Genomic DNA, 26,311 nt, shown 5'->3' with positions numbered 1-26,311 from the left:
GTGACACAGCACGAGAACGGGGACGAGAACATGAGCGAGCCCAATCCGTACACGGACGGGGAGTACAAGTGGGGGCCGGCGCAGCCGACTCCGACGCAGGCCGACGGAGTCCCGGGCTACGGCTATCCCAACCCCCCGCAGGGCTACGGCTATCCGCAGCAGCAGCCCGGCGCCCCCGCACCGGTCCCGATGGGCCCGCCCGCTCCGATGGGCGGCGCGCCGCTGGTGTCGATCGGTGACATCACGGTCATGGGCGACTCGATCGTGACGCCCGCGGGCACCCTCCCGCTGCGCGGCTCCGTGTGGAACGCCACCGACATGTCGCACACAGAGGAGAAAATACCCGCCCACGCCATCGTGCTCGCGGTCATCTTCTTCATCTTCTGCCTGCTGGGTCTGCTCTTCCTACTGATGAAGGAGAAGAAGACCACCGGCTACATCCAGGTCACGGTGACCAGCGCGGGCAGGCACCACTCGACCATGATCCAGGCCCGGGGACCCGAGACGTTCCAGCAGATCATGGGCCAGATCAACTACGCGCGGTCGATCAGCGCCATGTAGGCATGCGGGGCGGTCAGGACTCGCGCCGCCCGGTGCCCGAGTCCTCCGCCGCCAGCATCACGCGGCGCAGCATGTCGTTGAGCAGACGGCGCTCGTCCTTGTCGAGGACCCCGATCAGGCGGTCCTCCTCGTGACCGAGCGCGTCCATCGCGCCCAGCCAGGTCGCGCGCCCCGACTCGGTCAGTTCGACGTCGACGCGGCGGCGGTCCGTGGTGGAGGGCGTACGGCGGACGAAGCCCCGGCGTTCGAGTGCGTCCAGGCGGCCGGTGACCGAGGCGGGCGCGAGGCCGAGGTCGCCGGCGAGTTCGGAGGGGGTGGCCCGGCCGCCCCGGCCCGCGAGCTTGTGGAGCGTGTCGTACTCGTGGCGCTCCAGCGCGAAGTCGACCAGGGCCTGTTCACGGACGCGCTGGAGATGGACGGTGAGCCGCTGCATCCGGATGACCGCGCCTTCCACGTACGGGTCGAGTTCGGGCAGGACGGGGATCCAGCGCTCCACATGTCCGTCGGTCCAGTCGCGGCGCTCCATAACCCCGATGGTACGCAGGACGCGCACACTCTCGACGCAATATACTTCGTTGCCGAATAGTTCGGTGTCGAAGTACATTCTCCGGCATGCCACCCCATCCACTGCGCACGCGCTCCTTCCGGCTGCTCTTCGCCGGCCGCACCCTGTCCCTCCTCGGCGACGCGGTCATCCCCGCCGCGCTCGCCCTCGCCGTGTACGAGGCGACCGGCTCGACCGGCGCGCTCGCGCTCGTACTGGCCTGCGCTGTCATTCCGAAACTCCTGCTGCTGCCCCTGGGCGGCGTCGCCGGGGACCGCTTCAACGCCCGTACGGTCGCGCTCGTCACCGACGTCGTACGGTGCCTCAGCCAGCTCCTGGTCGGGGTGGAACTCCTCAGCGGCGAGCCGCGGTTGTGGCACATCGCCGTCGCGGAGGCGATCGGCGGGGCGGCGGGCGCCTTCGCCATGCCGACCGTCTCACCGCTGATCACCGGCACGGTCCAGGAGGCGGGGCGGCAGAAGGCCAACGCCCTGATGGGGATCGCCCAGAGCGCCACCCGCCTCGGCGGGCCCGCGCTCGCCGGTGTGCTGATCTACACCGTCGGGCCGGGCTGGGCCTTCGTACTCGACGGCGCGAGCTTCGCCGTGAGCGCCCTGCTGCTCGCGGCGGTACGCGTACGGCGCGTGCCCATCGAGCACCGGTCGCTGCTCGCCGACCTCAAGGAGGGCTGGGGCGAGGTCCGCTCCCGTGACTGGTACTGGACCAGCCTCGTCGCGCACGCCGCCTGGAACGGCGCGGCGGCCGTGCTGATGACGCTCGGTCCCGCCATCGCCGTGAGCGAGCTGGGCGGCCCCGGCGCCTGGATCGCCATGCTCCAGACCGGCGCCGTCGGGCTGCTGCTGGGCTCCCTGGCCGCGAGCCGCGCCCGGCCCAAGCGGCCGGTGCTGATGGCCAATCTGGGGCTCGCGACCTACGCCCTGCCGCTGGGGCTGCTGGCTCTCTCCGCGCCCGCGCCGCTGACCATCGCCGCGTACGGCGTCGCCCAGGCGGGCCTCGGCTTCCTCTCCCCCATCTGGGAGACCGCGGTCCAGCAGGCGATCCCGGCGCACGCGCTGGCCCGCGTGACGTCGTACGACTGGCTGCTCTCGCTCGGCGCGATGCCGCTGGGCTACGCGCTCGCGCCGCCGGTCGCCGCTGCCTGGGGTCCGGCGGTGCCGCTCGCGGTCGCCGCGGTGGTGGTGGGCGTGGCGTGCGCGGGCACGGCGGCAGTGCCCGGGGTGCGCCGGTTCGGGGCGGGGCCACCCCGGCTTGAACATGTTCAAAATGAGGTCTACAGTCCATGACAAGAGCTTTTTGAACGCGTTCAAGGGAGGGTGGGGCATGGACCTCACTGTTGTCGCGTACGTCATTTACCTGCTGATCAGCGTGGGGCTCACCATCTGGGTGGCCCGCACGCTCAGCCGGAACGGCCGGATCTTTCTGGCCGATGTGCTCCAGGGGGACGAGAAACTCGCCGATGCCGTGAACCACCTCCTAGTGGTCGGCTTCTACCTGGTGAACCTGGGCTTCGTCGCCCTGTACCTCAAGGCGGCCGACGCCGTCGTGGACGCCCGCGGCCTCTTCGAGGCGCTCTCGGTGAAGATCGGCGTCGTCCTGCTCGTGCTCGGCGGGATGCACCTCGGCAATGTCTACGTGCTGAACAAGATCCGGCGGCGGGGGATGATGGAGCGCCAGCAGGTGCCGCCGGTACCGCCGCAGGGCTGGACCGGACCCGGCGGCCAGCGCCCGTGGGCCGCTCCCGCCGCGCCTGCCACCGGGGCGTGACCGGTCATGGGCGTTCCGGTGAAGCGGCTGACCGTGCTGTACGACGCGCAGTGCTCGCTCTGCGTCCACTTGCGGCACTGGCTGCAACGGCAGCACCAGCTCGTACCGCTCGACCTGGTGCCCGCTGCGTCCCATGAGGCCAGCCGCCGCTTCCCCGGTCTCGACCACGCCACCACCCTCACCGAGATCACCGTGATCGGGGACAGCGGCCAGATCTACCGCGGGACCTCCGCCTGGATCGTCTGCCTGTGGGCGCTCGCCGAGCACCGGCCCCGGGCCAACTGGCTGGCCACCCCGGCCGGCGCGCCGTTCGCCCGCGTGACGGTGCTCGCGGCGGCCAAGTACCGGGAGGTGACGGCGGCGGGGGTAACGGCGGGGGAGACGGCGGCCCCCTGCGGCGGCGAGTGCGACGTACGCGGTGGGCCCGGTTAGGCTCGGTCGACGTGACGGACGTACAGCAGGCCAAGCCCCCCAAGAGCGAGCAGACCCGCACGCTCATCCTCGAAACCGCGCTCCGGCTCTTTCAGGAGCGCGGTTTCGACAAGACGACGATGCGTGCCGTCGCCCAGGAGGCCGGGGTCTCGGTGGGGAACGCGTACTACTACTTCTCCTCCAAGGAACACCTCGTCCAGGGCTTCTACGACCGGATCGCCGCCGAGCACGAGGCGGCGGTCCAGCCGGTTCTGGAGGGGGACACGGACCTGACGGCGCGGATCCGGGGCGTACTGCTGGCCTGGCTGGACATCGCGGATCCGTACCACCGTTTCGCCTCGCAGTTCTTCAAGAACGCCGCCGATCCCCAGAGCCCGCTCAGCCCCTTCTCGCCGGACTCGGTCGCGGCGCGCGAGGCGGCGATCTCCATCCATGAGCGGGTCCTCGCGGGCTCGGACACCAAGACCGCGCCCGAACTGGCCGAGCTGCTGCCGCATTTGATGTGGCTCAACCAGATGGGCCTTGTGCTCTTCTGGGTGTACGACCGGTCCGAGGGCGCGGAGCGCAGCCGCCGGCTGGTCGAGCGGACCGCGCCGATCCTCGCCCGGCTGATCGCGCTGTCCCGCTACCGGGTGCTGCGGCCCATCGTGCGGCAGGTGCACGACGTACTGGAGGAGTTCATGCCGGGCGCGATCACCAGGAAGCCGCGGGAGAAATGACCAACACCCCGGCCTGGGGCGTGTTTTAAAAGTAGCGCCGTCCGTCCGGAGGGCGGGCCCTGCGGCGTCTGGTGCGTGCAGTCGCAAGGCGGTGGGGGTACCCCCAGGCGAAGCTCTGGGGGAGGTCGCCCTCGTACGAATGGGGGCACCCCCAGGCGAAGCTCTGGGGGAGTACTTGGGCGACTCCGACAACATCGCGAATGTGCGTGCCAGGCGTCGCGGGCTGGGGGTCCCCCTGGCTTCTCCCCCGTGGCTTCGCACGGGAGGTGCCCCCAGGGGACCCCCACCGGACGAAGTCCAGGGGGAGGGACTTCTCAAACACGCCCCGGGCGGCCGGGGTGTTGCCCTGAGCGGGTGCTGAGCCGGTGGTCAGCGGCTCACTCCCAGGTCCGTCAGGACCACATCGTGAACCATCGGGTCGCCGCCGATCACTATGTGGCGGACCCACGGCTCGCTCATCCCCGACCTCGCGGCGAGCAGATACGTGCCCCCGGCCGGCGCGGACAGGATGTACGAGCCGTCCGCCAGCGATTCCACCCGGTCGACCTGACTGCCGTCCGGCGCGGCGAGGGTGAGGACCACGTCCCCGACCGGCTCGCCGTGCTCCGTACGGACGAACCCGTGCACGGCAGACCCACGGGCGGCCGATGCCTGGCCCGTCGCCGGGACGGATGCCCGTCCGGACGCCGCGTCCGGCCCGTCCTCCTGTGGCTCCACCGCCAGATGCGGCAGCCGCTTCTCAAGACCGGCGGGCAGCCACCAGTTGGAGTTCCCCAGCAGGTGCATCGCCGCCGGCACCAGTGCCGTACGCAGGATGAACGCGTCCAGCGCCACCGCCGCCGCAAGGCCGATGCCCGCCATCGCGCCCTCCATGTCACCGCTCAGCACGAACGCGCTGAAGACGCAGATCATGATGAGCGCGGCGGCGTTGATGACCCGGCTGGTCTCGGCGAGACCCACGCGGACCGCCCGGGCGTTGTCCTTCGTGTGCACCCACTCCTCGTGCATCCGGCTGACCAGGAAGACCTGGTAGTCCATGGAGAGCCCGAAGAGCAGGGACAGCATGATCACTGGCAGGAAGGACGTGATCGGGCCTTCCTTGCCGAGGCCGAGCAGATCCGCGCCCCAGCCCCACTGGAAGATGGCGACCAGTACGCCGAAGGAGGCCGCGGCGGCGATCAGGTTCATCACGGCGGCGGTGAGCGGGACGACCAGCGACCTGAACGCGATCATCAACAGCACGAAGCCCAGCGCGATGATCGTCGCGACGAAGTACGGCAGCCGGTCGGAGGTGACCGCGGCGAAATCCTTGAATACGGCGGTGACTCCGCCGACGTGGACCTTCTCACCCGACTGCGGGATCACCTCGCCGCGCAGCCGGTCGATCAGTTCGTCCGTCTCCACGGACTGGGGTGAGGTCGTCGGTACGACCTGGATCACCGTGACGCCGGAGTTCGGGGGCGAGGGCAGCGCGATGGCCCGGGCGACCCCTTCCGTCTTGCTCACCACGCCGACCAACGCCTTGACGGCGGCGGGTTCGGCGCCGTCGGCGACCAGTTGAAGTGGCCCGTTGAAGCCGGGTCCGAAGCCCTCGGCGAGCAGGTCGTACGCCTGCCTGGTGGTGGTGTCCTCCCGGTGGTTGCCCTGGTCGTTCGCGCCGAGCCGCAGCGACAGCACGGGGATGGCGAGAGCCGCCATCACCACGACCGCGATCAGCGCGATCGACTTGGGCCGCTTCTGCACCTGGGCGGACCAGCGGGCCGCGGCGCCGTTCGACTCCTGCGACTCCGGCCCCTCCGCGGCGAGCTTGCGCCGCTGCTTGCGGCTCAGTACCCGCATGCCGAGGACGCCGAGGAGCGCGGGCAGCAGCGTGGTCGCGGCCAGCACGCTCAGTACGACCGTCAGCGAGGTCGCGATCACCACACCGTCGAGGAAACGCATGTTCATCACGAGCATGCCGGCGAGCGCTATGACCACCGTGCCGCCCGCGAACAGCACCGCGCGCCCGGAGGTGTTGAGCGCGGTGACCGCCGCGTCCAGGGGCTTGGCGCCCCGCATGATCCCCTTGCGGTGGCGGGTGACGATGAACAGCGCGTAGTCGATGCCGACCCCGAGGCCGATCAACGAGCCGAGCAGCGGTGCCACATCCGGCACATTCGTCACATGGCTGAGCAGCGAGGTCCCCAGCATCCCCATGCCCACAGCGAAAACGGCTATCACCAGCGGCAGCACCATCGCGAAGAGCGAACCGAACGCCAGGAAGAGCACGATGGCCGCGGCCCCGAGGCCGACCATCTCGGACATGCCGGCCGGCGGCTCCTGGATGAGGGTGATCGCCTGCCCGCCGAGTTCGACCTGAAGCCCGTCGCGTTCCGCGCCCTGCGCGGTGTCGACGACGTCCTCTACGAGCTCCTTCTCCACACCGTTGGCCTGCTCGGTAAAGGTGACCTGGGCGTAGGCGATCCGCCCGTCCTCGCTGATCTGCGTCGCGCCCGCTGCCCCGGCGTACGGGCTCGCGACCTCGCCGACGCCCTTCATGCCCGCGATCTCCTTGAGCGCGGGCTCCATCCGCTCCCGTACGGACCCATCACGCACCGAGCCCTCGGAGACCCGCCACACGACGGTGTCGGTGTCACCCGAGCGCTCCGGGAAGGCCTTCGCCATCAGGTCGTACGCGTGAGTGGAGTCGGTGTTCGGAAGGCTGAAGACGCCCTTGTAACTTGTGCCTGCCGCGCTGCCCGCCACCCCGAGGCCCAAGAGCGCCCCCACCCACAGCAGCAGGACCACCGCCCTGTGTTGATAGCACCACCGTGCCAATGCCGCCACGATTTCCCGCTCCTTCATCGATCGGTCTCCCCCAAGGCCTGGCACAAGGATCAGCTGTGGACACCGCGTCTGATGTGTCAAGGCCGCGACTCTCAAGTAACTCCAAGACAAGGACCGGCTCCCCGCGGAGCGTGCGCGCCGATACTGGGGAGATGAACCACGAGGGAGCGCACGAGGGAGCGACCGTGCTGCTGGTCGAGGACGAGCCGAGCATCGCCGACATCCTCGCCATCGCCCTGCGCTATCACCGCTTCGAGGTGATCACTGCGGGGACCGTACGGCAGGCACAGCGGCTGGCTGGGCAGACGCGCCCCGATGTGGCGCTACTCGATGTGATGCTGCCGGACGGCGACGGGCGTGTGCTGGGGCGTGAACTGCGCGTCACTCACCCGGAGATGGCCGTCGTGTTCGTCACCGCGCGGGACGCGCCCGCCGAGATCGTGGGCGCGCTGGACTTCGGGGACGACTACATCACCAAGCCCTTCAATGTGGACGAGGTGGTGGCCCGCATCAGGGCGGTGCTGCGCCGCACCAGACCCACCGATGTGCTGCCGGTCCGGCCGCCGCTGCGGTACGGGGACCTGGAGCTGGACGACGCGACATACGCGGCACGGCGCGGGGGCCGGTCGGTGCTGCTCACCCCGACCGAGTACGCGCTGCTGCGCTTCCTCGTGCGCAACGGCGGGCGCGTCGTGCCCAAGGAGCAGCTGCTGCGCCATGTCTGGCAGTACGAGCACCAGGCCGAGTCGACGGTCGTCGAGACCTACATCAGCTATCTGCGGCGGAAGCTGGACACGCTGGGGCCACCGCTGATCACCACGCGGCGGGGTGTCGGATACGGGCTCGCATGAGGACTCGCATGAGAAGGCATACGGGACGGGTCACGGGAAGGCGTACGGGCGAGTTGTGTCCGCGTCGCGGGATGCAGTCCCTGCGGGCCAAGCTGACCGTGGTGAACGTGGCGCTGCTGGCGCTCGGCATCGTCGCGGCCACCGCGGTCAGCCTGATGGGCATGCGGCACTATCTGCTGGAGAGCGTGGACTCTGAGCTGCTCGGCTCCCGTAACGCCGTGCAGGGCGCCGGGCTCACCCGCGACCAGATCGACTCCATCAGCGCGATCGGCGCGCTGGCCGATCAGTTCAGGCCGGGCAAAGCGGCGGCGTCCACCCTGGCGAACCGGGAGACGATCTTCGTGGCCCTCGACGCGAAGGGCGCGCCGGTCACCTTCGCCGGTGTCGAGCCCACGGGGCAGCAGCGCGAACTCGCCGCGGCGATCGAGGATCCGGCCGCGCTGGCCCGCTCGGAGGCGGCGGCGGAACTCTCCATCGGCAAAGATCCGTACCGCGGGGTCGCGGCGCGCCTCGGCGACGGTACGTACGTCCTGATGGCGGCCAACACGGAGGCCGTGCACGACGGCGTACGCAAGGCGCTCAAGCTCGATCTGGCCTTCGGCACGCTGCTGCTGGCGCTGCTCGCGCTGCTCACCATGCTGGGCGCACGGCACCGGCTGCGATCGCTGGAGGACATGGTCGAGACGGCGTCCGCCATAGCGGAGGGCGATCTGACCCGGCGGGTGCCGGCCGGGCGGGACCCCGTCAGCGAGATCGAACAGCTGCGGGTCGCCCTCAACTCCATGCTCCACCAGGTCGAGTCGGCCTTCGAGACGCGCGAGCACAGCGCGGCCCAGCTGCGGCGCTTCGTCGCGGACGCCTCGCACGAGCTGCGTACGCCGCTGTCCGCGATCCGCGGCTACCTCCAGCTGTACGACAAGGGGATGCTGCGCGAGCCGGCGGAGCGGACCCGGGCGCTGGCCCGGATGACCGCGGAGGCCGACCGGATGGGCCGGCTCGTCGAGGAGCTCCTCACCCTGGCCCGGCTGGACCAGCACCCCCGGCTCCGGGTGTGCGGGGTCGACCTGAGCAGCCTGGTGCGGGACGCGGCGGACGATCTGCGGGCGCAGCAGCCGCGGCGTCCGCTGGTCGTCCGGGCGGACGGCGCGATGGTCGTCCAGGGCGACGAGTCGGGGCTGCGGCAGATCGTGGGCAATCTGCTGGCCAATGTCCGCGTCCACACCCCGGCGGACGTGCCGGTACGGGTGGAACTGGCGCGCGAGAACGGCGATGGTCACGGGCCCGGCGGGATCCGGCTGCTGGTCGCGGACGATGGCCCGGGCATGTCGGACGAGGACGCGGAGCGTATCTTCGACCGGTTCTTCCGGGCGGGCGGGGGGAGTCGCGCGGGCAGCGGTCTTGGTATGGCGATAGTCCAGGCGGTGGTCGCCTCGCACGGCGGCTCGGTGCGGGTGGAGACCGCGCCGGAGGGGGGCCTCGCGGTGACGGTCACGTTTCCGGCGGCGGCCGGGGCGCGGGGGGAGAGCAGCGCCGTCAGCCCGTAGGGCGGGCGGGTCCTGCTCAACAGGACTTTGCCGGGTTCGGGCCCACGTCTGTCCGACTCGTCGGCGGATGCGGGCCCGTCCCGCACCGGCCTGCGGGAACGGACCCAGCAGCGCGCCCGCCGCCCGCCGCTCGCAGCGGCAGGCGGGCGCAACCAGCGTCCTTGTAGGGTCGCAACGGCCTGACAAAGCACTGCTAGGCCTGACGGGAAGCCAGCTGTACGACGGTGATGTCGGACGACGCTCCTACGCGCACGGGCGGCCCCCACGCGCCCGCGCCCCGGGTCACGTACAGCTGGGTGTCGCCGTAGCGTTCAAGCCCGGCGACAGTCGGGTTGGCGAGAGCCGCGAGGTGATTCCCGGGCCAGAGCTGACCGCCGTGCGTGTGCCCGGACAGCTGGAGGTCCACGCCGTGCTCGACAGCATCGTGAATGACCACGGGCTGATGCGCGAGCAGTACGGACGCCCGCGCCCGGTCGCGATCCCCGAGGGCCTTCCCGAAGTCGGGTCCGTCACCCTCGCTCTCGCCCGCGATGTCGTTGACCCCGGCGAGGTCGAAGCCGCCGATCTGGACGCGCTCGTTGAGCAGTGGCCGCAGCCCGAGCTCGCGGACGTGGTCGACCCACTCGGCGACGCCCGAGAAGTACTCGTGATTGCCGGTGACGAAAAATGCGCCGTGCTTTGCCCGCAACTGCGCGAGCGGCTCAGCGGCCGAGCCGAGGTCCGCGACGCTGCCGTCGACGAGATCGCCGACCACGGCGATCAGGTCGGGCCCGGTGGCGTTGATGGTGTCGACGATCCGCTGCGTGTGGCCGCGCCCCAGGATGGGTCCGAGGTGGATATCGCTGACGACAGCGATCCGGAAGCCGTGCGCGGCGCGCGGCAGCTTGGCGAGCGGCACGGTGACCCGCTTGACGCTCGGCCCGCGCAGGACGCCGTACGTCCCGTACCCAACGGTCCCGAGGGCGACGGCGGCGGCACCGCCGCCGACGACCCGGGAGACGAAGAGCCGCCGCGAGAGGCCGGTCTGCCCGGAGGACGCGGAAACCGCGTCGGAGGCCGGGTCGGGGGCCGGGTCGTTCGCGTCGGTGCGGGCGGCGCCCGCAACCGGCTCCGGTCCCGGGTGTGCCCCGGACTCGGAGCGCTCGGCGGTACGGGTCGCTCCCGTACGGGACTCGCCTGCCGCGTCGGCGGCGTCGGCAGCGGCGGCCCCTGCCACAGGAGCCGCGTCGGTATCGCTGCCCTCCACGCCCCGTACGCGATCCGGGCTCGCGGCCGTACGAGTCACACCGGTACGCGCCTCCCGCGCCGCGCCCACGTCAGTCACGTCAGTACGGGCGACGCCCGTGTCCAGCTCCCGCGCCGGGGGCTCGGGGGCTCGCCGCGCGAGCACCCGCCGCAGCACCGGCCGTACCGCCTCCCCCACCGCCAGCGCCAGCGTCAGATACAGCAGCACCGCGAGCCACAGATACCCCGGCCACGCCAGTACCCGCTCCAGCCAGAACGGCGCCCCGGCCCGCCCCGAAACCAGCGCCGCCACCGACAGGAAGGGCAGCACCCACACCGCCGTCGTCCCCGCCCGCCGCGCCACGCCGCCCCGCGCGGTCGTGTCGCGCACCAGCCGCCGCCATACGTACCAGTGCACCCCCGCGAGCACAGCGACAACCAGCATCACCCCGAGCACCACAACCACAACCACCGACCGCTCCCCTATCCCTTGCGCGCTTCGCGCGATTCCCGCGATTCGCGACGCAATGCGCGTACGCCGCGCAACCCGATCCCCCCGACGACCGTCCCCAGAAGCAGGGACGTAATCGCGAGCAGCAAATGCACCCAGAAGTAAGCGGTCGGGTCACCCGCGTCGTCGAAAGCGAGCCCGCTCCCGTCCTGCCACAGGTTCTTGATGAAAGTGACCCAGATGATCCAGCTCCAGACCCCGAACGCGAGCAGGAACCAGGAGACGGGGCGGCTGAGCTTCATACATCCAGTATCGCGGCCATCATCCGATCGGGTCCTCCGGGGTGGGCCGTCCCGGCGTCACCCCCGGCGGTTCGTCGGGCCGATGTCCATATTTTCAACAGTGCACTGTACGTTCACGTGCGTGTCTGCTCTGAAGAAGACCGCGTTGACGGTCACCGCTGCCGCGTTGCTGCCCGCTCTCAGTCTCACGCCCGCGTCGGCGGACACCGATGACATCAGCGCGGACCGGAAGCAGCCGAACCCGCCGGCAGCCATGTCCACCGTCGGCGGAGCCCAGCTCGGGAAACCCGGCACGCAGGTCAGCCTCGTGCCCGGCGTGCCCGTACTGCCCCAGAAACTGAGCGGCCGGTCCTGGATCGTCGCGGACGCGGAGACCGGCGATGTGCTGGCCTCGCACAACGCCCACTGGCGGCTGGCTCCCGCGTCGACCCTGAAGATGCTGTTCGCGGACACCCTGCTCCCCCGGCTGCCGAGGACCGAGCTCCACACGGTGACCGACGCCGACCTCGCGAACCTGGGCGAGGGCAGCAGCCTGGTGGGGCTCAAGGAGGACCACAGATACTCCGTACGCGACTTGTGGCTCGGCGTCTTCCTGCGCTCCGGCAACGACGCCGTGCATGCGCTGGCCTCGATGAACGGCGGCATCGGCAAGACCGTCCTGGAAATGCAGGCGCATGCCGAGGAGCTCCAGGCGCTCGACACCCATGTCGTCTCGCCGGACGGCTACGACTCCAACGGCCAGGTCTCCTCCGCGTACGACCTCACGCTCATCGCCCGCAGCGGCATGCAGAAGAAGGACTTCCGGGAGTACGCCTCCACCGCGACCGCCAAGTTCCCGGGCGAAAAGGTCCGGGGCAAGAAGCGCGAGACGTTCGAGATCCAGAACACCAACCGCCTGCTCACCGGCGACTACGGACTCGCCCCGTACAAGGGCATCGCGGGCGTCAAGAACGGCACCACCACGCACGCGGGCAGTACCTTCACCGGAGTCGCCGAGCGCGACGGCAAGGTACTGCTCGTCACCGTCATGAACCCGGACTCCGGCGAGAGCCAGGCCGTCTACAAGGAAGCGGGCCGGCTGCTCGACTGGGGCTTCGCGGCGGCCGGGAAGGTCAAGCCGGTCGGCGAGCTGGTGCCGCCGAAGTCCGTGGTCCCCGCCTCGGGCGGCCCGGAGCTGGACGGGGCGGACGAGGGGGGCACAGGCGGCAAGGGCGGTCCCGCCGAGGTCACCGCCGCGTCGCAGGGCGGCTCGGGGGGCGTCGGCACGGCGTTCGCCGTCACAGGCGGGGCACTGGTGGTACTGGCGGGCGCGGTCTACCTCGTCAATCGCCGCTGGCCGCTGCGCCGCCGCTAGAACGCCGTGCGGGTGTCGCGGTCCAGGCGGCGCAGAACAGCAGCAGCTTCGCGGTGAAGTTGATCCACAGCAGCAGCGCGATCGGCACACCGAACGCGCCGTACATGCTCTTCGCCGCGACACCCTTCATATAGCCGCCGAGCAGCAGCTTGAACGCTTCGAAGCCGACCGCGCCGATCAGTGCCGCCGTGACCAGACGGCGGCGCGGCGGCTGCACCCCCGGCAGCAGCGTCAGCAGGTACAGCAGCAGGAGGAAATCGGCGACGACGGCGACCGCGAGGGCGACAATCTGCAGCAGTACGCCGCCCGCCCCGCCCTTGTCGATGCCGAGCAGGTCGGCGGTCCAGCCGACGGCGGTGGAGCCGAGCGCGGACGCGGCCAGCGAGGCGAGCACGGTCACGCCGAGCCCGAGCAGCGCCACCGCGTCCTTGAGCTTGCGCAGGATGATGTTGGACTCGTCCTCGTCGTCCAGTTCCCATACGGCGCGCAGGCAGTCCCTCATCGAGCCGACCCAGCCGATGCCGGTGAAGAGCAGCACCGCGCCCCCGATGAGCCCGACCGTGCCCGCGTTGGCGACGAGCGAGTCGACGTCGAGCTGGTCGGAGATGCCCGGCACCTGGGCGCTGATCTCCCTCTTGAACCGGGCCAGTTGTTCCTCGTCGAGCAGCGCCGCGCCGACGGCCGCGCCGACCGTGATCAGCGGGAAGAGCGCGAGAAAGCTGAGAAAGGTGATCGCGGCGGCGAGGCGCGACCAGTGCACCCGGTCGAGTGTCTCGTACGAATACCAGACATGCGTACGCATCAGCCGGGCCACGAGCGGGCCGATGACGGGGAGTTTGGTCAGCCAGTCCATGCCGCAAGGGTCACCCTCACAGGTCGGCGACCGCCAGTCCGTACATCGCCGCCCAGACCAGCCCGATGACGGCCAGCGCCCGGTCCCGCAGCACCACATCCTCGGGTGCGCCGGCCGTGCCCCGGTCCGCGAATACCGCGTACCGCAGCACCGCCAGAATGAACGCGATCACCGACAACTGCCGCCAGGGCAGCAGCGCACGGTCGGCGACGCCGCCGCTCTCCAGCGCCCAGAGGCAGTAGGCGAGCACGGCGACACCGGCCGCGAGCTGCCAGACGAAGCGGAGATAGCCGGTCGTGTACTCGTTGAGCAGGGCACGGGTCACCCCCTTGTCCGGCTCTGCCCGCTGCGCCATCTGCACGGCCTCCGAGTACCGCTTCGCGGCCACCATGAACAGCGCGCCGAAGCCGGTGGTGATCAGGAACCAGCGGGACAGGGGGATGGCGAGGGCGACCCCGCCGATCATCGCGCGCATCAGGAACCCGGTCGTGACGACCGCCAGATCGACGACGAGAACATGCTTGAGCCAGACGCAGTACGCGAGTTGTATCGCCAGATACGCGGTGAGCAGCGCGGCGGTCATGGCGGTGCACAGGGCGGCGGCGCCGGCGACCGCCGCGACGGCGAGCAGCGCGCCCGCCCCGTACGCCACGCTCACCGGTACGTCCCCGGCGGCGACGGGCCGTCGGCATTTGTCGGGGTGCGCGCGGTCGGCCTCGGCGTCGAGGGCGTCGTTGATCAGGTACACGGCGGCGGACGCGGCCGTGAAGAGGGCGAAGACGACGGCCAGCCGTGCGGCGGTGTGGAGCGAGACGAGCTGTCCGGCGGCGGCGGGCGCGGCAGCGACGAGCACATTCTTGATCCACTGGCGCGGCCGGGCAGCTCTGATGAGGCCGATGGGCAGGCTCACGACCCGGGGCTGCGAGGACCGTCGTGGGCGGCCTTCGGGGCCTTCCTGGCCTTCCGGGCCTTCGGGACGTTCGGGAAGTTCGAGGAGCGTGGTGGAGCGGTCAGCCATGCCTTCCGCCTCCCGTTCCCCCGCCACTTCCACTTGTCTCCCCGCGTCCCGTCTCCCCGCAGCCCGTGATCCAGGCCGTGCCCAGGCCCGCCGTGAGCCCGCCGAGCACCGCGCCCGCCGCGATGTCCGTCGGGTAGTGGACGCCGACGACGAGCCGGGACACGCACATCGCGGCGGCCAGCGGCACCGCGAGCCGTCGCCCGACGGCCGGTCGCAGCGCGCCGAAGGCGACGACGGCCGCAGCCGCCGAGGTGGCGTGCGAGCTGGGGAACGAGTGGCGTCCCAGGGTGCGGACGAGGGGCTCGCGGGCCGGGATGCGCGGCCTGGGGCGGCGTACGACCCGCTTGACGCCCATGCTCGCCAGCTGGGCCGCGGCCACCAGCGCGGTGGCGCGCAGCCACGCCTCGCGCCGCTCCCGGTCGGCCGCCGCGCCCGCGAGCCCGGCGGCGATCCAGAGCGCGCCGTGCTCGCCGGTGCGGGAGAGCGCGCGGGCGGCGGCGGCCACGCGTGGTTCGCTGCCGCAGTCGCGCATCGCCGCCAGCAGCCGGCGGTCGGCCGCCGCGCAGTCCGCGTACGCGTATCTCATATGGCTGTGCCACCCCTTTTCCTGAGCCAGGGGTGACTCTTCTCGGCGATCGGCCCATCCCGGCGTAATTCTTTAATGACACTCGTATTAATCACCCGTTTTGCCCAGTACGGGGAGGCATGGAGGGAATAGGCAATACGCGGCGATACGGTCGACGCCATGCCCGTCGAAGCCGCCGCCGAGTTCGTATCCGTCACCGGTTGGGGCCGGACCGCCCCCACGACCACCGCCCGCCTGGATCGTCCCCGTACGCCCGAGGAGGCCGCCGCAGCGGTACGGAGCTGGGGCGCACGCGGCGGAATCGCGCGGGGACTCGGGCGCGCGTACGGCGACGCGGCGCAGAACGCGGGCGGAGCCGTACTGGACATGACGGCCATGAACCGGATCCGTACGGTCGACGCGGAGGCGGGCCTCGTCGTCTGCGACGCGGGCGTGAGCCTGCACCGGCTGATGGAGGTGCTGCTGCCGCTGGGCTGGTTCGTGCCGGTGACGCCCGGGACCCGCTATGTCACGGTCGGCGGCGCGATCGGCGCCGACATCCACGGCAAGAACCACCATGTCTGCGGATCGTTCTCGCGCCATGTGCGGTCGCTGGAACTGCTGACCGCCGATGGCGAGATCCGTACGGTTCTGCCCGGGACTGATCTTTTCGACGCCACGGCGGGTGGCATGGGTTTGACCGGAGTGATCCTCTCCGCGACCGTCCTGCTCCACCCGGTCGAGACGTCCCTGATGTCCGTCGACACCGAACGGGCCGCCGATCTCGACGACTTGCTGGCCAGGCTCACCACGACGGACCACCGCTACCGGTACTCGGTCGCCTGGATCGACCTCCTCGCGCGCGGACGTGCGCTGGGGCGCTCGGTGGTGACGCGAGGGGAGCACGCCCCCTTGGACGCGCTCCCCCGCCGGGCCCGCCGCGCCCCCTTCGACTTCCGGCCCCGGCAACTGCCCGCCGCCCCCGACTTCGTACCGGAACGCCTGCTCTCACGTACCGCCGTGGGGCTTTTCAACGAGCTCTGGTACCGCCGGGCCCCCCGCCACCGCCGGACCGGCGAGTTGCAGACCGTCTCCGCCTTCTTCCATCCGCTGGACGGCGTGCCGCACTGGAACCGGATCTACGGACGCGGGGGCTTCGTCCAGTACCAGTTCGCGGTGGGATACGGGCAGGAGGAGACCCTGCGCCGGATCGTGCGGCGCATCTCGGGGCGCCGCTGTCCCTCGTTCCTGGCAGTGCTGAAGCGCTTCGGCGCCGGGGACCCCGGGTGGCTGTCGTTCCCGATGCCCGGCTGGACACTCGCCCTGGACCTTCCGGCGCGGCTGCCGGGACTCGGCCCGTTCCTGGACGAGCTGGACGAGGAGGTCGCCGGGGCGGGCGGCCGGGTCTATCTGGCGAAGGACTCGCGGCTGCGCCCCGAACTGCTCGCCGCGATGTACCCGCGGCTGCCCGGCTTCCGCAGCCTGCGGGCCACGCTGGACCCTCGCGGGGTCTTCACCTCCGACCTCGCCCGCCGCCTGTCTCTCCATGAGAACTCAGCCATGAGAACTCAGCCATGACATCCATGAAGGACACGACAGGGAAGGAACGACATGAAGGACGCCTTCGGCACCCCGCAGTCCCTGCTTCTCCTCGGCGGTACGTCGGACATCGGCCTGGCCACCGCCCGCCGCCTCGTCGCCCGCCGCACCCGCACGGTCTGGCTCGCGGGCCGTCCATCGCCCGCCCTGGAGGCGGCTGCCGCCGAGCTGCGCAATCTCGGCGCCCAGACGCACACCGTCGCTTTCGACGCCCTCGACCCCACCGCCCACGGGACGGTGCTGGGCAAGGTCTTCGCGGAGGGCGACATCGACATGGTGCTGCTCGCGTTCGGCGTCCTCGGCGACCAGACGAACGACGAGCTGGAGCCCCTGGCCGCGGTCCGGGTCGCGCAGACCAACTACACCGGGGCGCTCTCGGCATCGCTGGTGTGCGCGGGCGCACTCCAGGCGCAGGGCCACGGCTCGCTCGTGGTGCTCTCGTCGGTGGCGGGCGAGCGGGCCCGCCGCGCCAACTTCATCTACGGCTCCAGCAAGGCGGGCCTGGACGCCTTCGCGCAGGGGCTCGGGGACGCGATGCGTACCCGGGGCGTGCACGTGATGGTCGTACGCCCCGGATTCGTCCGTACGAAGATGACGGCGGGGCTGCCCGCCGCACCGCTCGCCGCCACCCCCGAGGCGGTCGCCACCGCCATCGAACTGGGGCTGCGGCGCAGGTCGGAGACGGTGTGGGTGCCGGGGGCGCTGCGGGTGGTGATGTCGGCGCTGCGGCATGTGCCACGCCCGGTCTTCCGCAAACTGCCCGTCTGACGCCGTCCGGTCGTCCGGTTGTCCGGTCGTCCGGTCGTCCGGTCGTCCGGTCGTCCGGTCGTCAGGCGTCAGGTGGGTTCAGCGGGTCTTGGCGGGCTCGTCGAGGTCGACCGGGGAGCCCTGCGTGGGAACGGCCCCGATGCCGCCCCCGAAGGCGTACTCACGGATCTTGCGCCACACGCCGTCCGCGCCCTGCTCGTACAGCGCGAAGGAGGCGCAGGTCCACGCCGCCTCGTAGTCGGCCAGCTCCTCGTACGCCCGGTCCATCGCCTGCTCGCCGATGCCGTGCGCGACGGTGACATGCGGGTGGTACGAGAACTGGAGCTCGCGCACCAACGGCCCGGAGGCGTCCCGCACCTGCTTCTGGAGCCAGGTGCAGGCCGCGGCGCCCTCGACCACCTGGATGAAGACGACAGGCGAGAGCGGGCGGAAGGTCCCGGTGCCGAAGAGGCGCATGGGGAACGGCCGGCCGCTCGTCGCGACGGCGGCGAGGTGCGCCTCGATCGCGGGCAGGACCCCGGTGTCGACCTCGGTGGGCGGGAGGAGGGTGATGTGCGTGGGAATGCTGTGCGCGGCGGGATCACCGAAGCCCGCGCGCCGCTCCTGGAGCAGGCTGCCGTAAGGCTCCGGGACCGCGATCGAAACGCCGAGCGTTACGGTCCCCACGTCGTTCTCCTCAGACTCGGTAGGCAGGTGTGCAGCCGCCAGTGTGGCGGCTGCACCGGGTGTGTGGCCAGAGTCCTCGGACGGACCTTGGACACAGTGCGTGAGTGGGGCGTGAGTGGGCGCTTCAGTGCTTCACGGGCTTCAGTGCTTCGCGGGAAGGAAGCCCACCCGGTCGTACGCGACGGCCAGAGTCTCGGCAGCGACCGTGCGGGCCTTCTCCGCGCCCTTGGCCAGGATCGAGTCCAACGTCTCGGGGTCGTCCAGATACTCCTGCGTACGGGTGCGGAAGGGCGTGACGAAGTCCACGACGATGTCGGCGAGGTCGGTCTTCAGCGCGCCGTACAGCTTGCCCTCGTACGCCGTCTCCAGCTCGGCGATGGGAGTGCCGGTGAGGGTGGAGTGGATGGTGAGGAGGTTGGAGATGCCCGGCTTCTTCTCGGGGTCGTAACGGATCACCGTTTCGGTGTCGGTGACCGCGCTCTTGACCTTCTTGGCGCTCGCCTTGGGGTCGTCGAGCAGGTTGACCAGGCCCTTGGGCGTGGAGGCCGACTTGCTCATCTTGATCGACGGGTCCTGGAGGTCGTAGATCTTCGCGACCTCCTTGACGATGTGCGGCGACGGCAGCGGGAAGGTGTCCCCGAAGCGGGTGTTGAAGCGCTCGGCGAGGTCGCGGGTGAGCTCGATGTGCTGGCGCTGGTCCTCGCCGACCGGGACGGAGTCGGCCTTGTAGAGCAGGATGTCCGCGACCTGGAGGATCGGATAGGTGAAGAGGCCGACGGTGGCGCGGTCGGCGCCCTGCCTGGCGGACTTGTCCTTGAACTGCGTCATCCGGGAGGCCTCGCCGAAGCCCGCGAGGCAGTTCATGATCCAGCCGAGCTGGGCGTGCTCGGGGACATGGCTCTGGACGAAGAGGGTGCAGCGCTCGGGGTCGAGACCGGCGGCGAGCAGCTGGGCGGCGGCGAGACGGGTATTGGCGCGCAGCTGGGCGGGGTCCTGCGGCAGGGTGATCGCGTGCAGGTCCACGACTGTGTAGAAGGCGTCGTGGGTCTCTTGCAGCGCTACGTACTGGCGGATCGCGCCCAGGTAGTTCCCGAGGTGGAACGAGCCTGCGGTGGGCTGGATACCGGAGAGCGCGCGGGGTCGGTCAGAGGCCATGTTCATCATTCTCTCAGGTCGATCTGGCAGGTGTGGAACCGATCGGCGGCCACCGGTGTATCAAAGGTGTCAGCACGAGGGAGAGGACCCTGGAGGGGGCCTTGGAAGGGACCTTGAAGGGCACCTTGGAGGGGACATCGGCGGGGACATCGGAGGGGGGCCGCATCGTCGTAGACGAGACTGCGGTGATCGCGCGGGTACGCGCCGGAGACCCCGAGGCGTACGCGGAACTGGTGCGCGCTCACACGCATGTCGCGCTGCGGGCGGCTGCGGCGTTCGGGGCGGGCGCGGACGCGGAGGATGTGGTGCAGAGCGCCTTCCTCAAGGCGTACCAATCGCTGGGGCGGTTCCGGGACGGGGCCGCGTTCCGGCCGTGGCTGCTGCGGATCGTGGTCAATGAGACCAGGAACACAGTGCGCTCGGTGGTGCGGCTGCGGGCGCTCGCGGGGCGGGAGGCGGTGCTGCTCGGGGCGGAGCCGCTGATACCGGAGTCGGCGGACCCGGCGGTGGCCGCCCTGGCGGAGGAGCGGCGGGCACTGTTGCTGGCGGCGCTGGACGAGTTGAGCGAGGAGCAGCGGCAGGTGGTCACCTACCGCTATCTGCTGGAGATGGACGAGGCGGAGACGGCCGAGGCGCTGGGCTGGCCACGCGGCACGGTCAAGTCCCGGCTGAACCGGGCGCTGACGAAGCTGGGGGGACTGCTTCCTGGCCTGCTGCCGGAGACGGGACGCGAGGGAGGTGAGGAGCATGAGTGAGGAGGATCGGCTCTCTGACGAGCACGACGCCTTGCGGGCGGAGCTGCGCGGGCTGGGACGCGGGATCAGGATTCCGGACGTCGACGGCGAGACGATGGCGGAGCGGGTGCTGGCCCAGCTCCTCGCCGAGGCGGTGCCCGTGCCCGCCGCGCCGGGGCGGATGGACCGGCTGCGCGCCTGGACCGGGCGTGCACGGACCGGGCGCGCCTGGCGGTGGACGCGGTCGACGCGATGGACACGATGGACGCGGTTCACGCGCGGGCGCTGGGGGAGGGCCCTGGCGGTCGGCCTGTCCGGGTTGCTGGTGGTGCTGGTGCTCACGCCCCCCGTGCGGGCGACCGTGGCGGACTGGTTCGGCTTCGGCGGCGTCCAGGTGCGGTACGACCCTTCGTCGTCGCCTCCTCCGGGCGCACCGGTGCCGGGATGCCACAAGCCGGTTCCGCTGGCCGAGGCGGAGCGGCGCGCGGGCTTCCAGGCGCGGCTGCCGGGCGAGCTCGGCGAGCCTGACGCGGTCTCGGTGACCGAGGGGCCTGCGGGGTCTGAGGGGTCTGAGGGCCGGTCGATGGTGACCCTGTGCTGGAGCGAACCGGCGGGGACCATACGGCTGGACGAGTTCCCGGCGGAGCTGGACTTCGGCTTCGCCAAGCAGGCGCGGATCATGCCCGAGTGGCTGCAGCTGGCCGGCGGGGGGACGGCGATGTGGTTCGCCGAGCCGCACCTGCTGCGGTTCGGGATGAAGGACGCGCGTGGCGAGGTATGGACCGAGTCGGAGCGCACGGCCGGTCCGACGCTGCTGTGGGGGGCGTCGGACGGGCGGACGACGCTGCGGCTGGAGGGTGTGGCGTCGCTCCAGCGCGCCCGGGAGATCGCCGAATCCACGCCCTGAAATCTGTGGTCGCGGATTGGGAACCTGGCGGGCGCGGGCGGTGTATCAGAGGTGACGCGGGCACGGCGCGGATGGACCGCACCGGGCGTCGGCTGGGGGAAGTATGCGACTGGTACGACGACTTGCGGCGTTGATGACGGTGCTCGCCCTGAGTTGGATCTTCGCTCCGGGCGCGGTGGCGGGAGGGCCGACCAGCGTGCTGCTCACCTCGCCGGAGAGCGGTGAGACGGCTTCGCTCTACACCTCCGACAAGGACTACGGCACCCTGTCGGACCTGCTGGGCCCCGATGGGCAGGGCGTGGCGAACGGCCAGAAGGACCAGCCGCCGCCGGAGACCATGGAGGTGGAGACCCGGCTGATCACTGTGACCTGGATGGTCCACGATGTGCAGCCCTGGCGGGTGGACCGGATATATCCGGGCGGGCAACCGGACAGCACATGGATATACACGTCCGTATATGAGGGTGACGCACAGCAGAAGGGCTCCTGGCACCAGGCGCAGGAGCCGGCGAAGCTGACGCGGCTCCTGAAGAAGCTGGGCGTGATGGGCAAGAAGACCGGCGAGGGCGGCACCAATCTGTACCCGCCCACCTGGGAGCAGGGGGACGAAGGGACCGCGAGCACGGGCGCGACCGCGCCGGACACGCGCCAGGACAATGCCGCGGCGGCATCGGCCGGTGACGACACCACGGACTGGTGGTGGGCGATACCGGGGCTCGTGGCCGGGGCAGCCCTGACGCTGGTGGCGCGGCCGATGGTCGCCCGGCTGCCGCGCCCGCCGTTCGGGCGGGGCGGCACACCGGAGCCGGAGCCCGGCCCCCGGCAACAGCTGCTCGACAACTAAGACTTATCCCGTATGTGCGTACGGGGGCGGCCGGTGTGCGGTCGTGTCGTTCCGGCGTGGGCCTTGTGCCGCTTGGGTGCGGGTCGGGTCTCTTCCGGGGTTGCCACGGTGCAGGGTCCGGCATTTCGCCGAGCAGGGGCCGTCCGTTGCCGGGGAAGGGTGTTCCCGCGGGGTTCGGCTGCCGCGTGGGTCCGGCCCGGGGGCGCGGACTGCGGTGCGGTTGACTCGGTCAGGGCTTCTTGCAGCCCTTGGGCGAAGAGGATTTGGGCGGCCCGGGCGCGGGTGTGGTCCAGGCGGGCGGTGGCGGGGTCGTCGGGGTCGGTGAGGGTGGTGAAGGCGGCCAGGGCAGCGGAGATGAGGTCGCGGTCGCCCTTCAGCCCGCAGCCGCCTTCGGCCGGGTCACAGTAATGGGTACGTTGGCGCAGGGACTTGGTCACGCGCCTGCCGCACAGGCAGTGCTGGGACAGGGCGGTGGTGAAGGTGGAGGCGCGCAGGAGTCGTCCGCCGGTGGCCGTGCACTCGGCGGCGAGTGCGGTGATCAGTCGTCCGGGGGTGGTGGCGGAGCAGGCGCGGCCCCACAGGCGGAACCAGGTGCGGATGTCGCAGTCCTCGACGGTCAGGTTCGGGCCGTGGGCGGCGACCAGGGTGGCTGCGATCTTCTTCGCGCGGTGGCGGGAGGCCTCGGCCGCGCTCGCAGCCGCGGCACTGTGGCGGGCCCGCAGCGTGCGGAAGCTGGTGGACACCGTGTCGCGGCGGTATGCCTGTTGAGGCTTTCCAGCCTCGGTGGTGCGCCGGGGTCCGGCAGGGACCATGACCGTCTTCGCCGGCAGGCCTGCTGCCTGCCGGCGTTCGTGGCGGGCCTGCTGGCGGCGGGAGCGCCGGTAGTGCCGGGGGTTGGTGGCGCGCCGCGAACGGTCAAGGGCACGCTGACGCCCCCGGGCCTTCTTGCGCCCCGTGGCCAGGGCGTGCTGCTCCTGCTGGGTCAGGGTGATGCGGTCGGAGCGCACGTCACCGTCGTCGGGGTCCAGCGTGGCGGGCAGGGAGACGACGGCCAGGTTGGAGACGTTGCCGTCGACCCCGCCGACGCGCTCCAGGGCGGCGGCCTGACGACGCCGGGTACCGGTGGCGGTGGAGGCATAACCGGGGCCAAGGACCATCAGATGCGCCTCATAGGCCCAGCCGCCGGGGGCGGCCGGATCCCGCCGCCGCACCAGGTCGATCTTGTGCCACAGGCCCGGATCGTTCAGATAGTGCAACAGGTAGGGCCAGCGTCCGGCGCCCTGCGGCAGCCGGATGGGCAGGACGATCTCCCCGCATCCGGTGGGCCCTCCGGCGAAGACGACAGTCAGCGGCCCGGTGTGGTCGAACCACGTTGCCGCCCTGCCGCGCGCGCGTCCCCGGGCGTGGGTGGGGATGCGCCCGGTGGGCCGGGCGGGGGCGGGCAGACGGCGCGGCTGGGCCAGCACCCGCATGCCCGGCGCGAGCCCGGCGGCCTGAGCGGGGGTGGTGACCGAGGGCGGCAGCCCCGGATGCCGGAAGGTGTCCAGGTGCCCGGCCAGGGTGCCGTGCAGGCGGAAAGTCTCCCACTTGCGGTCGGTGGTGTGCGAGCGGGCCCGGCCCGGGATACGGGTGTACTCCCACCACGTCCCGGTCCTGGGACGCCCGGCCCGCCTGCCCGATGCGTCGGGGTGCAGGTGGCGGGCCACGCCGGTGAACACTTCGTCGGCCTGGTGCATCACCAGCGCCTTCGACACATGATCGCTCAGCCACACCGAGCGCTCCAGATGCCGGTACGCGCGGTGCTCCAGCCCGGTGCGGGACAGGCCCAGGTCGGCCCGCCAGGCCTTCACGTCCCTCTCACGCCGCACGTCACCGGCCCAGTAGGCGTCCACCACATCCCGCGCATCACGCTGCACGGCGCGTTTGACCTGCCACATCGCCGAAAACAACTGCTCGACCCGGCGGCGGACACCCGCATCGTCGACGACCAGCGGCAGCCGGATCACCGACACCGGCGCGTCCTTCGCCCGCCGCCACACCTCACCCCGGTTCGGCCCCCGAAACCGCCGCCCCTCCCCAGAAGCAGGAGCAGCCGGTGATCGACTCGCCACGCCCTCCCCCTCCCCCTCCCCCTCTCCCGAACCAGCTCCAGCGTCATTGCCAGGCATAACGCCATGAAGTCAGTTCGGGTTACGGTCAGTTGTACGGAACTTCCTCTCGCCACCTGCCGTTCAGCTCAGTTGAAGGCGTGGATGGGGCTGTCCGGGCCGCAGCTGCACGCCCTGACCACCCGTTTGTGGCGGCGCCGCCCGGACAGCGGGTGCGGCCGGCCCTGGTCACTTGCCTTCGGCGACCGGGTGCTGCTGGTCGTCCTGGGCTACCGTACGAACCTCACCATGGAGCAGCTGGCCGCGCTGTTCGCTACCACGGACTCCACCGTGCACCAGGTCACCGCCGACGTCGCGCCGCACCTCGCAGCCCTGCTCGGCCCGCCGCCCACCGACCGGCGGAAGCTGTGGCTGGTGAACGGCACCCTCATTGCGGTGCACGACCAGAAGAAGACGAAGAACTACCGGCGCAGTGTGCATGTGCAGATCCTCTGCCGGGCCCGCGACCGCCGCATCGTCGCGGTCGGTGACGCCTGGCCGGGCAACCGCAACGATGTGGTGGTCTTCCGGGAGACCGTCGGCAAGACCCTGCCCGATCATCCCCGCCTGTCCGGCGACGGTGGTTATCAAGGCATCGAGCGGATCCGCTCGCCCCGGCGCGGGCCTGACCGGAAGATCATCAAGGACCGGGCCTACCGGCGGATCCGCGAGCGCCGGGCCGTCGCCGAGCACACCATCGCGCGCCTCAAGGACCACCAGGTCCTCCGCCAGTGCCGCCGCAAGGCAGAAGGGATCAACTACGCCGTCGCCGGCATCGCCGCCCCGCACAACCTGAAACTGGAGATCAACGGCTGACCACAGAGGCGGCAACTGCCCACGGGAAAGCGCGCCTGACCTGGCATTACGGGATATCTCTTAGCGGCGGGGCAGCCCCGGGTCGGGCCGCTCGGGGTCGGGCAGACCGGGCGCGGGGAAGGCGGACATCAGCTCGGCGACCTCGGACCGGATGAGGACCAGAGCGTCCTCGTCCCCCGCGCCCGCCGCGGCGACGCCCCGGTCGATCCAGTCGGCGACGGCGGCCATGTGCTCCGTACCGAGACCGCGAGAGGTGAGGGAGGGGGTGCCGATGCGGACGCCGGAGGGGTCGAAGGGCTTCCTCGGGTCGTACGGGACGGTGTTGTAGTTGACGACGATCCCGGCCCGGTCGAGGGCCTTCGCCGCCACCTTGCCGGGCACGTCCTTGGGTGTGAGGTCCATCAGGATCAGGTGGTTGTCGGTGCCGCCGGAGACGAGGTCGAAGCCACGGGCGAGCAGTTCGCCGGCGAGCGCCTTGGCATTGGCGACGACCGACTGCGCGTACGTACGGAAGGAGGGCTGGGCGGCCTCGTGGAGGGCGACCGCGATGGCCGCGGTGGTCTGGTTGTGCGGACCGCCCTGGAGACCGGGGAACACCGCCTTGTCGATGGCCTTGGCGTGCTCCTCACGGCACATCAGCATCGCCCCGCGCGGGCCGCGCAGGGTCTTGTGGGTGGTCGTGGAGATCACGTCGGCGTGCGGCACGGGCGAGGGATGGGCTCCGCCCGCGATCAGACCCGCGATATGGGCGACATCGGCGACCAGGACGGCACCGCACTCGCGGGCGATCTCCGCGAAGGCCGGGAAGTCGATGGTGCGGGGCAGCGCGGTGCCCCCGCAGAAGATGACCTTCGGGCGTTCCTTGAGGGCGAGTTCGCGCACCTCGTCGAAGTCGATGAGGCCGGTGTCCTTGCGTACGCCGTACTGGACGCCGCGGAACCACTTGCCGGTGGCGGACACGCCCCAGCCGTGGGTGAGGTGGCCGCCCATCGGCAGGGCCATGCCCATCACCGTGTCGCCGGGCTCGGCGAAGGCGAGATAGACGGCGAGGTTGGCCGGGGAGCCGGAGTAGGGCTGGACATTGGCGTGCTCGACGCCGAAGAGGGCCTTGGCGCGGGCGATGGCGAGCAGCTCGACCTGGTCGATGTTCTGCTGGCCCTCGTAGTAGCGGCGGCCGGGGTATCCCTCGCTGTACTTGTTCTGCAGGACCGTGCCGGAGGCTTCCAGCACGGCCTGGGAGACATAGTTCTCGCTGGGGATGAGCCGGAGCGTCTCGGCCTGGAGCCGCTCCTCGGCGCGGACGAGGGCCGCCAGTTCCGGGTCGGCGGCGGACAGCGCCGGGTGCGGCAGGGGAAGGGATTGGGCGTGGACCATGGTGTCCTCCGGGCGATCGGTTGCTCGGTCGTGGTCCCGGGGGTGCGGCTTGGGATCCCTGCCGAAGGTTCGGGCAGGGGGCGATCGGCACCCACACGGGACCTGTCCCGGGGTACCCAGGCGGGCGGTACCTCGTGTGGATTTCCGCGCGCGGTTCCCTCGGGGTCACTTCCCCGTGCGCCAGTCGCCGTGCGTACCGCCCAGCTTAGACCGACCGGCAAATGGGGGGCGGCGTCGCGGGGCTGGGCACGCACTCCCCCAGAGCTTCGCCT

General features: G+C 71.1%; 25 protein-coding genes. 14 read left to right on the top strand and 11 right to left on the bottom strand.

The annotated features are described in order from the left end of the window. The first annotated feature begins 30 nt into the window (after positions 1 to 30). The gene (locus ACIHCQ_RS04545; protein ID WP_399658639.1) at positions 31 to 561 is read left to right on the top strand and encodes a hypothetical protein; all 531 of its coding nucleotides are present in this window, start codon (positions 31 to 33) and stop codon (positions 559 to 561) included. Positions 562 to 574: 13 nt separating this feature from the next. Here the strand turns inward: ACIHCQ_RS04545 and ACIHCQ_RS04540 are convergent, their stop codons facing one another. Beyond that, complete coding sequence (locus tag ACIHCQ_RS04540; RefSeq protein ID WP_399657891.1) at positions 575 to 1,087, bottom strand: MarR family winged helix-turn-helix transcriptional regulator; 513 nt, start codon at positions 1,085 to 1,087, stop codon at positions 575 to 577. Positions 1,088 to 1,173: 86 nt separating this feature from the next. Between ACIHCQ_RS04540 and ACIHCQ_RS04535 the strand changes: the two genes are divergently transcribed. Genes ACIHCQ_RS04535 through ACIHCQ_RS04520 form a run of 4 tightly spaced genes read left to right on the top strand, consistent with a single transcriptional unit; the run spans position 1,174 to position 4,041 of the window. Then, positions 1,174 to 2,409, top strand: a complete 1,236-nt coding sequence (locus ACIHCQ_RS04535) for an MFS transporter (RefSeq protein WP_399657889.1) — start codon at positions 1,174 to 1,176, stop codon at positions 2,407 to 2,409. Positions 2,410 to 2,446: 37 nt separating this feature from the next. After that, on the top strand, positions 2,447 to 2,890 hold the full coding sequence (locus ACIHCQ_RS04530) for a hypothetical protein (protein WP_399657887.1): 444 nt from the start codon (positions 2,447 to 2,449) through the stop codon (positions 2,888 to 2,890). 6 nt (positions 2,891 to 2,896) lie between these two features. Next, the gene (locus tag ACIHCQ_RS04525) at positions 2,897 to 3,322 is read left to right on the top strand and encodes a thiol-disulfide oxidoreductase DCC family protein (protein WP_399657885.1); all 426 of its coding nucleotides are present in this window, start codon (positions 2,897 to 2,899) and stop codon (positions 3,320 to 3,322) included. 11 nt (positions 3,323 to 3,333) lie between these two features. Then, the gene (locus ACIHCQ_RS04520) at positions 3,334 to 4,041 is read left to right on the top strand and encodes a TetR/AcrR family transcriptional regulator (RefSeq protein ID WP_399657883.1); all 708 of its coding nucleotides are present in this window, start codon (positions 3,334 to 3,336) and stop codon (positions 4,039 to 4,041) included. Positions 4,042 to 4,410: 369 nt separating this feature from the next. Here ACIHCQ_RS04520 and ACIHCQ_RS04515 read toward each other — a convergent pair whose 3' ends face one another. Then, positions 4,411 to 6,885, bottom strand: coding sequence for an MMPL family transporter (locus ACIHCQ_RS04515; RefSeq protein WP_399657881.1), 2,475 nt, complete (start codon positions 6,883 to 6,885; stop codon positions 4,411 to 4,413). A 134-nt stretch (positions 6,886 to 7,019) separates the two neighbouring features. On the opposite strand from ACIHCQ_RS04515, the gene ACIHCQ_RS04510 reads away from it, so the two are divergent. Next, positions 7,020 to 7,718, top strand: a complete 699-nt coding sequence (locus ACIHCQ_RS04510) for a response regulator transcription factor (protein ID WP_399657879.1) — start codon at positions 7,020 to 7,022, stop codon at positions 7,716 to 7,718. A 71-nt stretch (positions 7,719 to 7,789) separates the two neighbouring features. Beyond that, the gene (locus tag ACIHCQ_RS04505; RefSeq protein WP_399657877.1) at positions 7,790 to 9,262 is read left to right on the top strand and encodes an ATP-binding protein; all 1,473 of its coding nucleotides are present in this window, start codon (positions 7,790 to 7,792) and stop codon (positions 9,260 to 9,262) included. 193 nt (positions 9,263 to 9,455) lie between these two features. On the opposite strand, the gene ACIHCQ_RS04500 is transcribed toward ACIHCQ_RS04505, so the two are convergent. After that, positions 9,456 to 10,931 carry a metallophosphoesterase gene (locus tag ACIHCQ_RS04500; protein ID WP_399658638.1) on the bottom strand — a complete coding sequence of 492 codons (1,476 nt, stop codon included), beginning with the start codon at positions 10,929 to 10,931 and terminating at the stop codon, positions 9,456 to 9,458. Positions 10,932 to 10,969: 38 nt separating this feature from the next. Then, the gene (locus ACIHCQ_RS04495) at positions 10,970 to 11,239 is read right to left on the bottom strand and encodes an SCO4848 family membrane protein (RefSeq protein WP_399657875.1); all 270 of its coding nucleotides are present in this window, start codon (positions 11,237 to 11,239) and stop codon (positions 10,970 to 10,972) included. Between the two features lie 121 nt (positions 11,240 to 11,360). On the opposite strand from ACIHCQ_RS04495, the gene ACIHCQ_RS04490 reads away from it, so the two are divergent. Then, positions 11,361 to 12,593 (top strand): D-alanyl-D-alanine carboxypeptidase family protein, encoded by a 1,233-nt coding sequence (locus tag ACIHCQ_RS04490; protein WP_399657873.1) that lies wholly within the window; start codon positions 11,361 to 11,363, stop codon positions 12,591 to 12,593. Here the strand turns inward: ACIHCQ_RS04490 and ACIHCQ_RS04485 are convergent. The 3 genes from ACIHCQ_RS04485 to ACIHCQ_RS04475 are packed head-to-tail and all read right to left on the bottom strand — an operon-like array spanning position 12,562 to position 15,050. Next, positions 12,562 to 13,446, bottom strand: coding sequence for a YihY/virulence factor BrkB family protein (locus tag ACIHCQ_RS04485; RefSeq protein WP_399657871.1), 885 nt, complete (start codon positions 13,444 to 13,446; stop codon positions 12,562 to 12,564). The two genes, ACIHCQ_RS04490 and ACIHCQ_RS04485, sit on opposite strands and share 32 nt — an antisense overlap. 16 nt (positions 13,447 to 13,462) lie before the next feature. Beyond that, positions 13,463 to 14,464, bottom strand: a complete 1,002-nt coding sequence (locus tag ACIHCQ_RS04480) for a decaprenyl-phosphate phosphoribosyltransferase (protein ID WP_399657870.1) — start codon at positions 14,462 to 14,464, stop codon at positions 13,463 to 13,465. Next, positions 14,457 to 15,050 (bottom strand): phosphatase PAP2 family protein, encoded by a 594-nt coding sequence (locus ACIHCQ_RS04475; RefSeq protein ID WP_399657868.1) that lies wholly within the window; start codon positions 15,048 to 15,050, stop codon positions 14,457 to 14,459. The genes ACIHCQ_RS04480 and ACIHCQ_RS04475 overlap by 8 nt, the downstream gene beginning before the upstream one ends. A gap of 159 nt (positions 15,051 to 15,209) precedes the next feature. Here ACIHCQ_RS04475 and ACIHCQ_RS04470 point away from each other — a divergent pair, with 159 nt between their 5' ends. Beyond that, a complete protein-coding gene (locus ACIHCQ_RS04470; RefSeq protein ID WP_399657865.1) occupies positions 15,210 to 16,607 on the top strand; it encodes an FAD-binding protein in 1,398 nt (465 codons plus the stop codon). 33 nt (positions 16,608 to 16,640) lie between these two features. Beyond that, positions 16,641 to 17,396, top strand: coding sequence for a decaprenylphospho-beta-D-erythro-pentofuranosid-2-ulose 2-reductase (locus ACIHCQ_RS04465; RefSeq protein ID WP_399657863.1), 756 nt, complete (start codon positions 16,641 to 16,643; stop codon positions 17,394 to 17,396). Positions 17,397 to 17,474: 78 nt separating this feature from the next. Here the strand turns inward: ACIHCQ_RS04465 and ACIHCQ_RS04460 are convergent, their stop codons facing one another. Further along, positions 17,475 to 18,062, bottom strand: a complete 588-nt coding sequence (locus tag ACIHCQ_RS04460) for a 2'-5' RNA ligase family protein (protein ID WP_399657860.1) — start codon at positions 18,060 to 18,062, stop codon at positions 17,475 to 17,477. Between the two features lie 141 nt (positions 18,063 to 18,203). Further along, complete coding sequence (gene trpS / locus ACIHCQ_RS04455) at positions 18,204 to 19,217, bottom strand: tryptophan--tRNA ligase (protein WP_399657858.1); 1,014 nt, start codon at positions 19,215 to 19,217, stop codon at positions 18,204 to 18,206. Between the two features lie 101 nt (positions 19,218 to 19,318). Here trpS and ACIHCQ_RS04450 point away from each other — a divergent pair, with 101 nt between their 5' ends. The 3 genes from ACIHCQ_RS04450 (at position 19,319) to ACIHCQ_RS04440 (ending at position 21,702) form a co-directional block, all read left to right on the top strand. After that, entirely contained in the window at positions 19,319 to 19,972 is a 654-nt protein-coding gene (locus tag ACIHCQ_RS04450; RefSeq protein ID WP_399657856.1) for an RNA polymerase sigma factor, read from the top strand. Then, the gene (locus ACIHCQ_RS04445) at positions 19,965 to 20,858 is read left to right on the top strand and encodes a hypothetical protein (RefSeq protein WP_399657854.1); all 894 of its coding nucleotides are present in this window, start codon (positions 19,965 to 19,967) and stop codon (positions 20,856 to 20,858) included. The genes ACIHCQ_RS04450 and ACIHCQ_RS04445 overlap by 8 nt, the downstream gene beginning before the upstream one ends. A gap of 103 nt (positions 20,859 to 20,961) precedes the next feature. Further along, positions 20,962 to 21,702, top strand: a complete 741-nt coding sequence (locus ACIHCQ_RS04440; RefSeq protein ID WP_399657852.1) for a hypothetical protein — start codon at positions 20,962 to 20,964, stop codon at positions 21,700 to 21,702. On the opposite strand, the gene ACIHCQ_RS04435 is transcribed toward ACIHCQ_RS04440, so the two are convergent. Next, the gene (locus tag ACIHCQ_RS04435) at positions 21,699 to 23,714 is read right to left on the bottom strand and encodes a transposase (RefSeq protein WP_399657850.1); all 2,016 of its coding nucleotides are present in this window, start codon (positions 23,712 to 23,714) and stop codon (positions 21,699 to 21,701) included. The two genes, ACIHCQ_RS04440 and ACIHCQ_RS04435, sit on opposite strands and share 4 nt — an antisense overlap. A 240-nt stretch (positions 23,715 to 23,954) precedes the next feature. Between ACIHCQ_RS04435 and ACIHCQ_RS04430 the strand changes: the two genes are divergently transcribed. Next, on the top strand, positions 23,955 to 24,665 hold the full coding sequence (locus ACIHCQ_RS04430; RefSeq protein WP_399657848.1) for a transposase: 711 nt from the start codon (positions 23,955 to 23,957) through the stop codon (positions 24,663 to 24,665). A 60-nt stretch (positions 24,666 to 24,725) separates the two neighbouring features. Here the strand turns inward: ACIHCQ_RS04430 and glyA are convergent, their stop codons facing one another. After that, entirely contained in the window at positions 24,726 to 26,039 is a 1,314-nt protein-coding gene (gene glyA, locus ACIHCQ_RS04425) for a serine hydroxymethyltransferase (protein ID WP_399657846.1), read from the bottom strand. Positions 26,040 to 26,311 lie beyond the last annotated feature (272 nt).

The organism is Streptomyces sp. NPDC052236, assembly GCF_044548015.1.
Taxonomy (GTDB): Bacteria; Actinomycetota; Actinomycetes; order Streptomycetales; family Streptomycetaceae; genus Streptomyces.
Note: the sequence above shows the minus strand (reverse complement) of the source record. Positions and strands in the feature narration are given on the sequence as shown.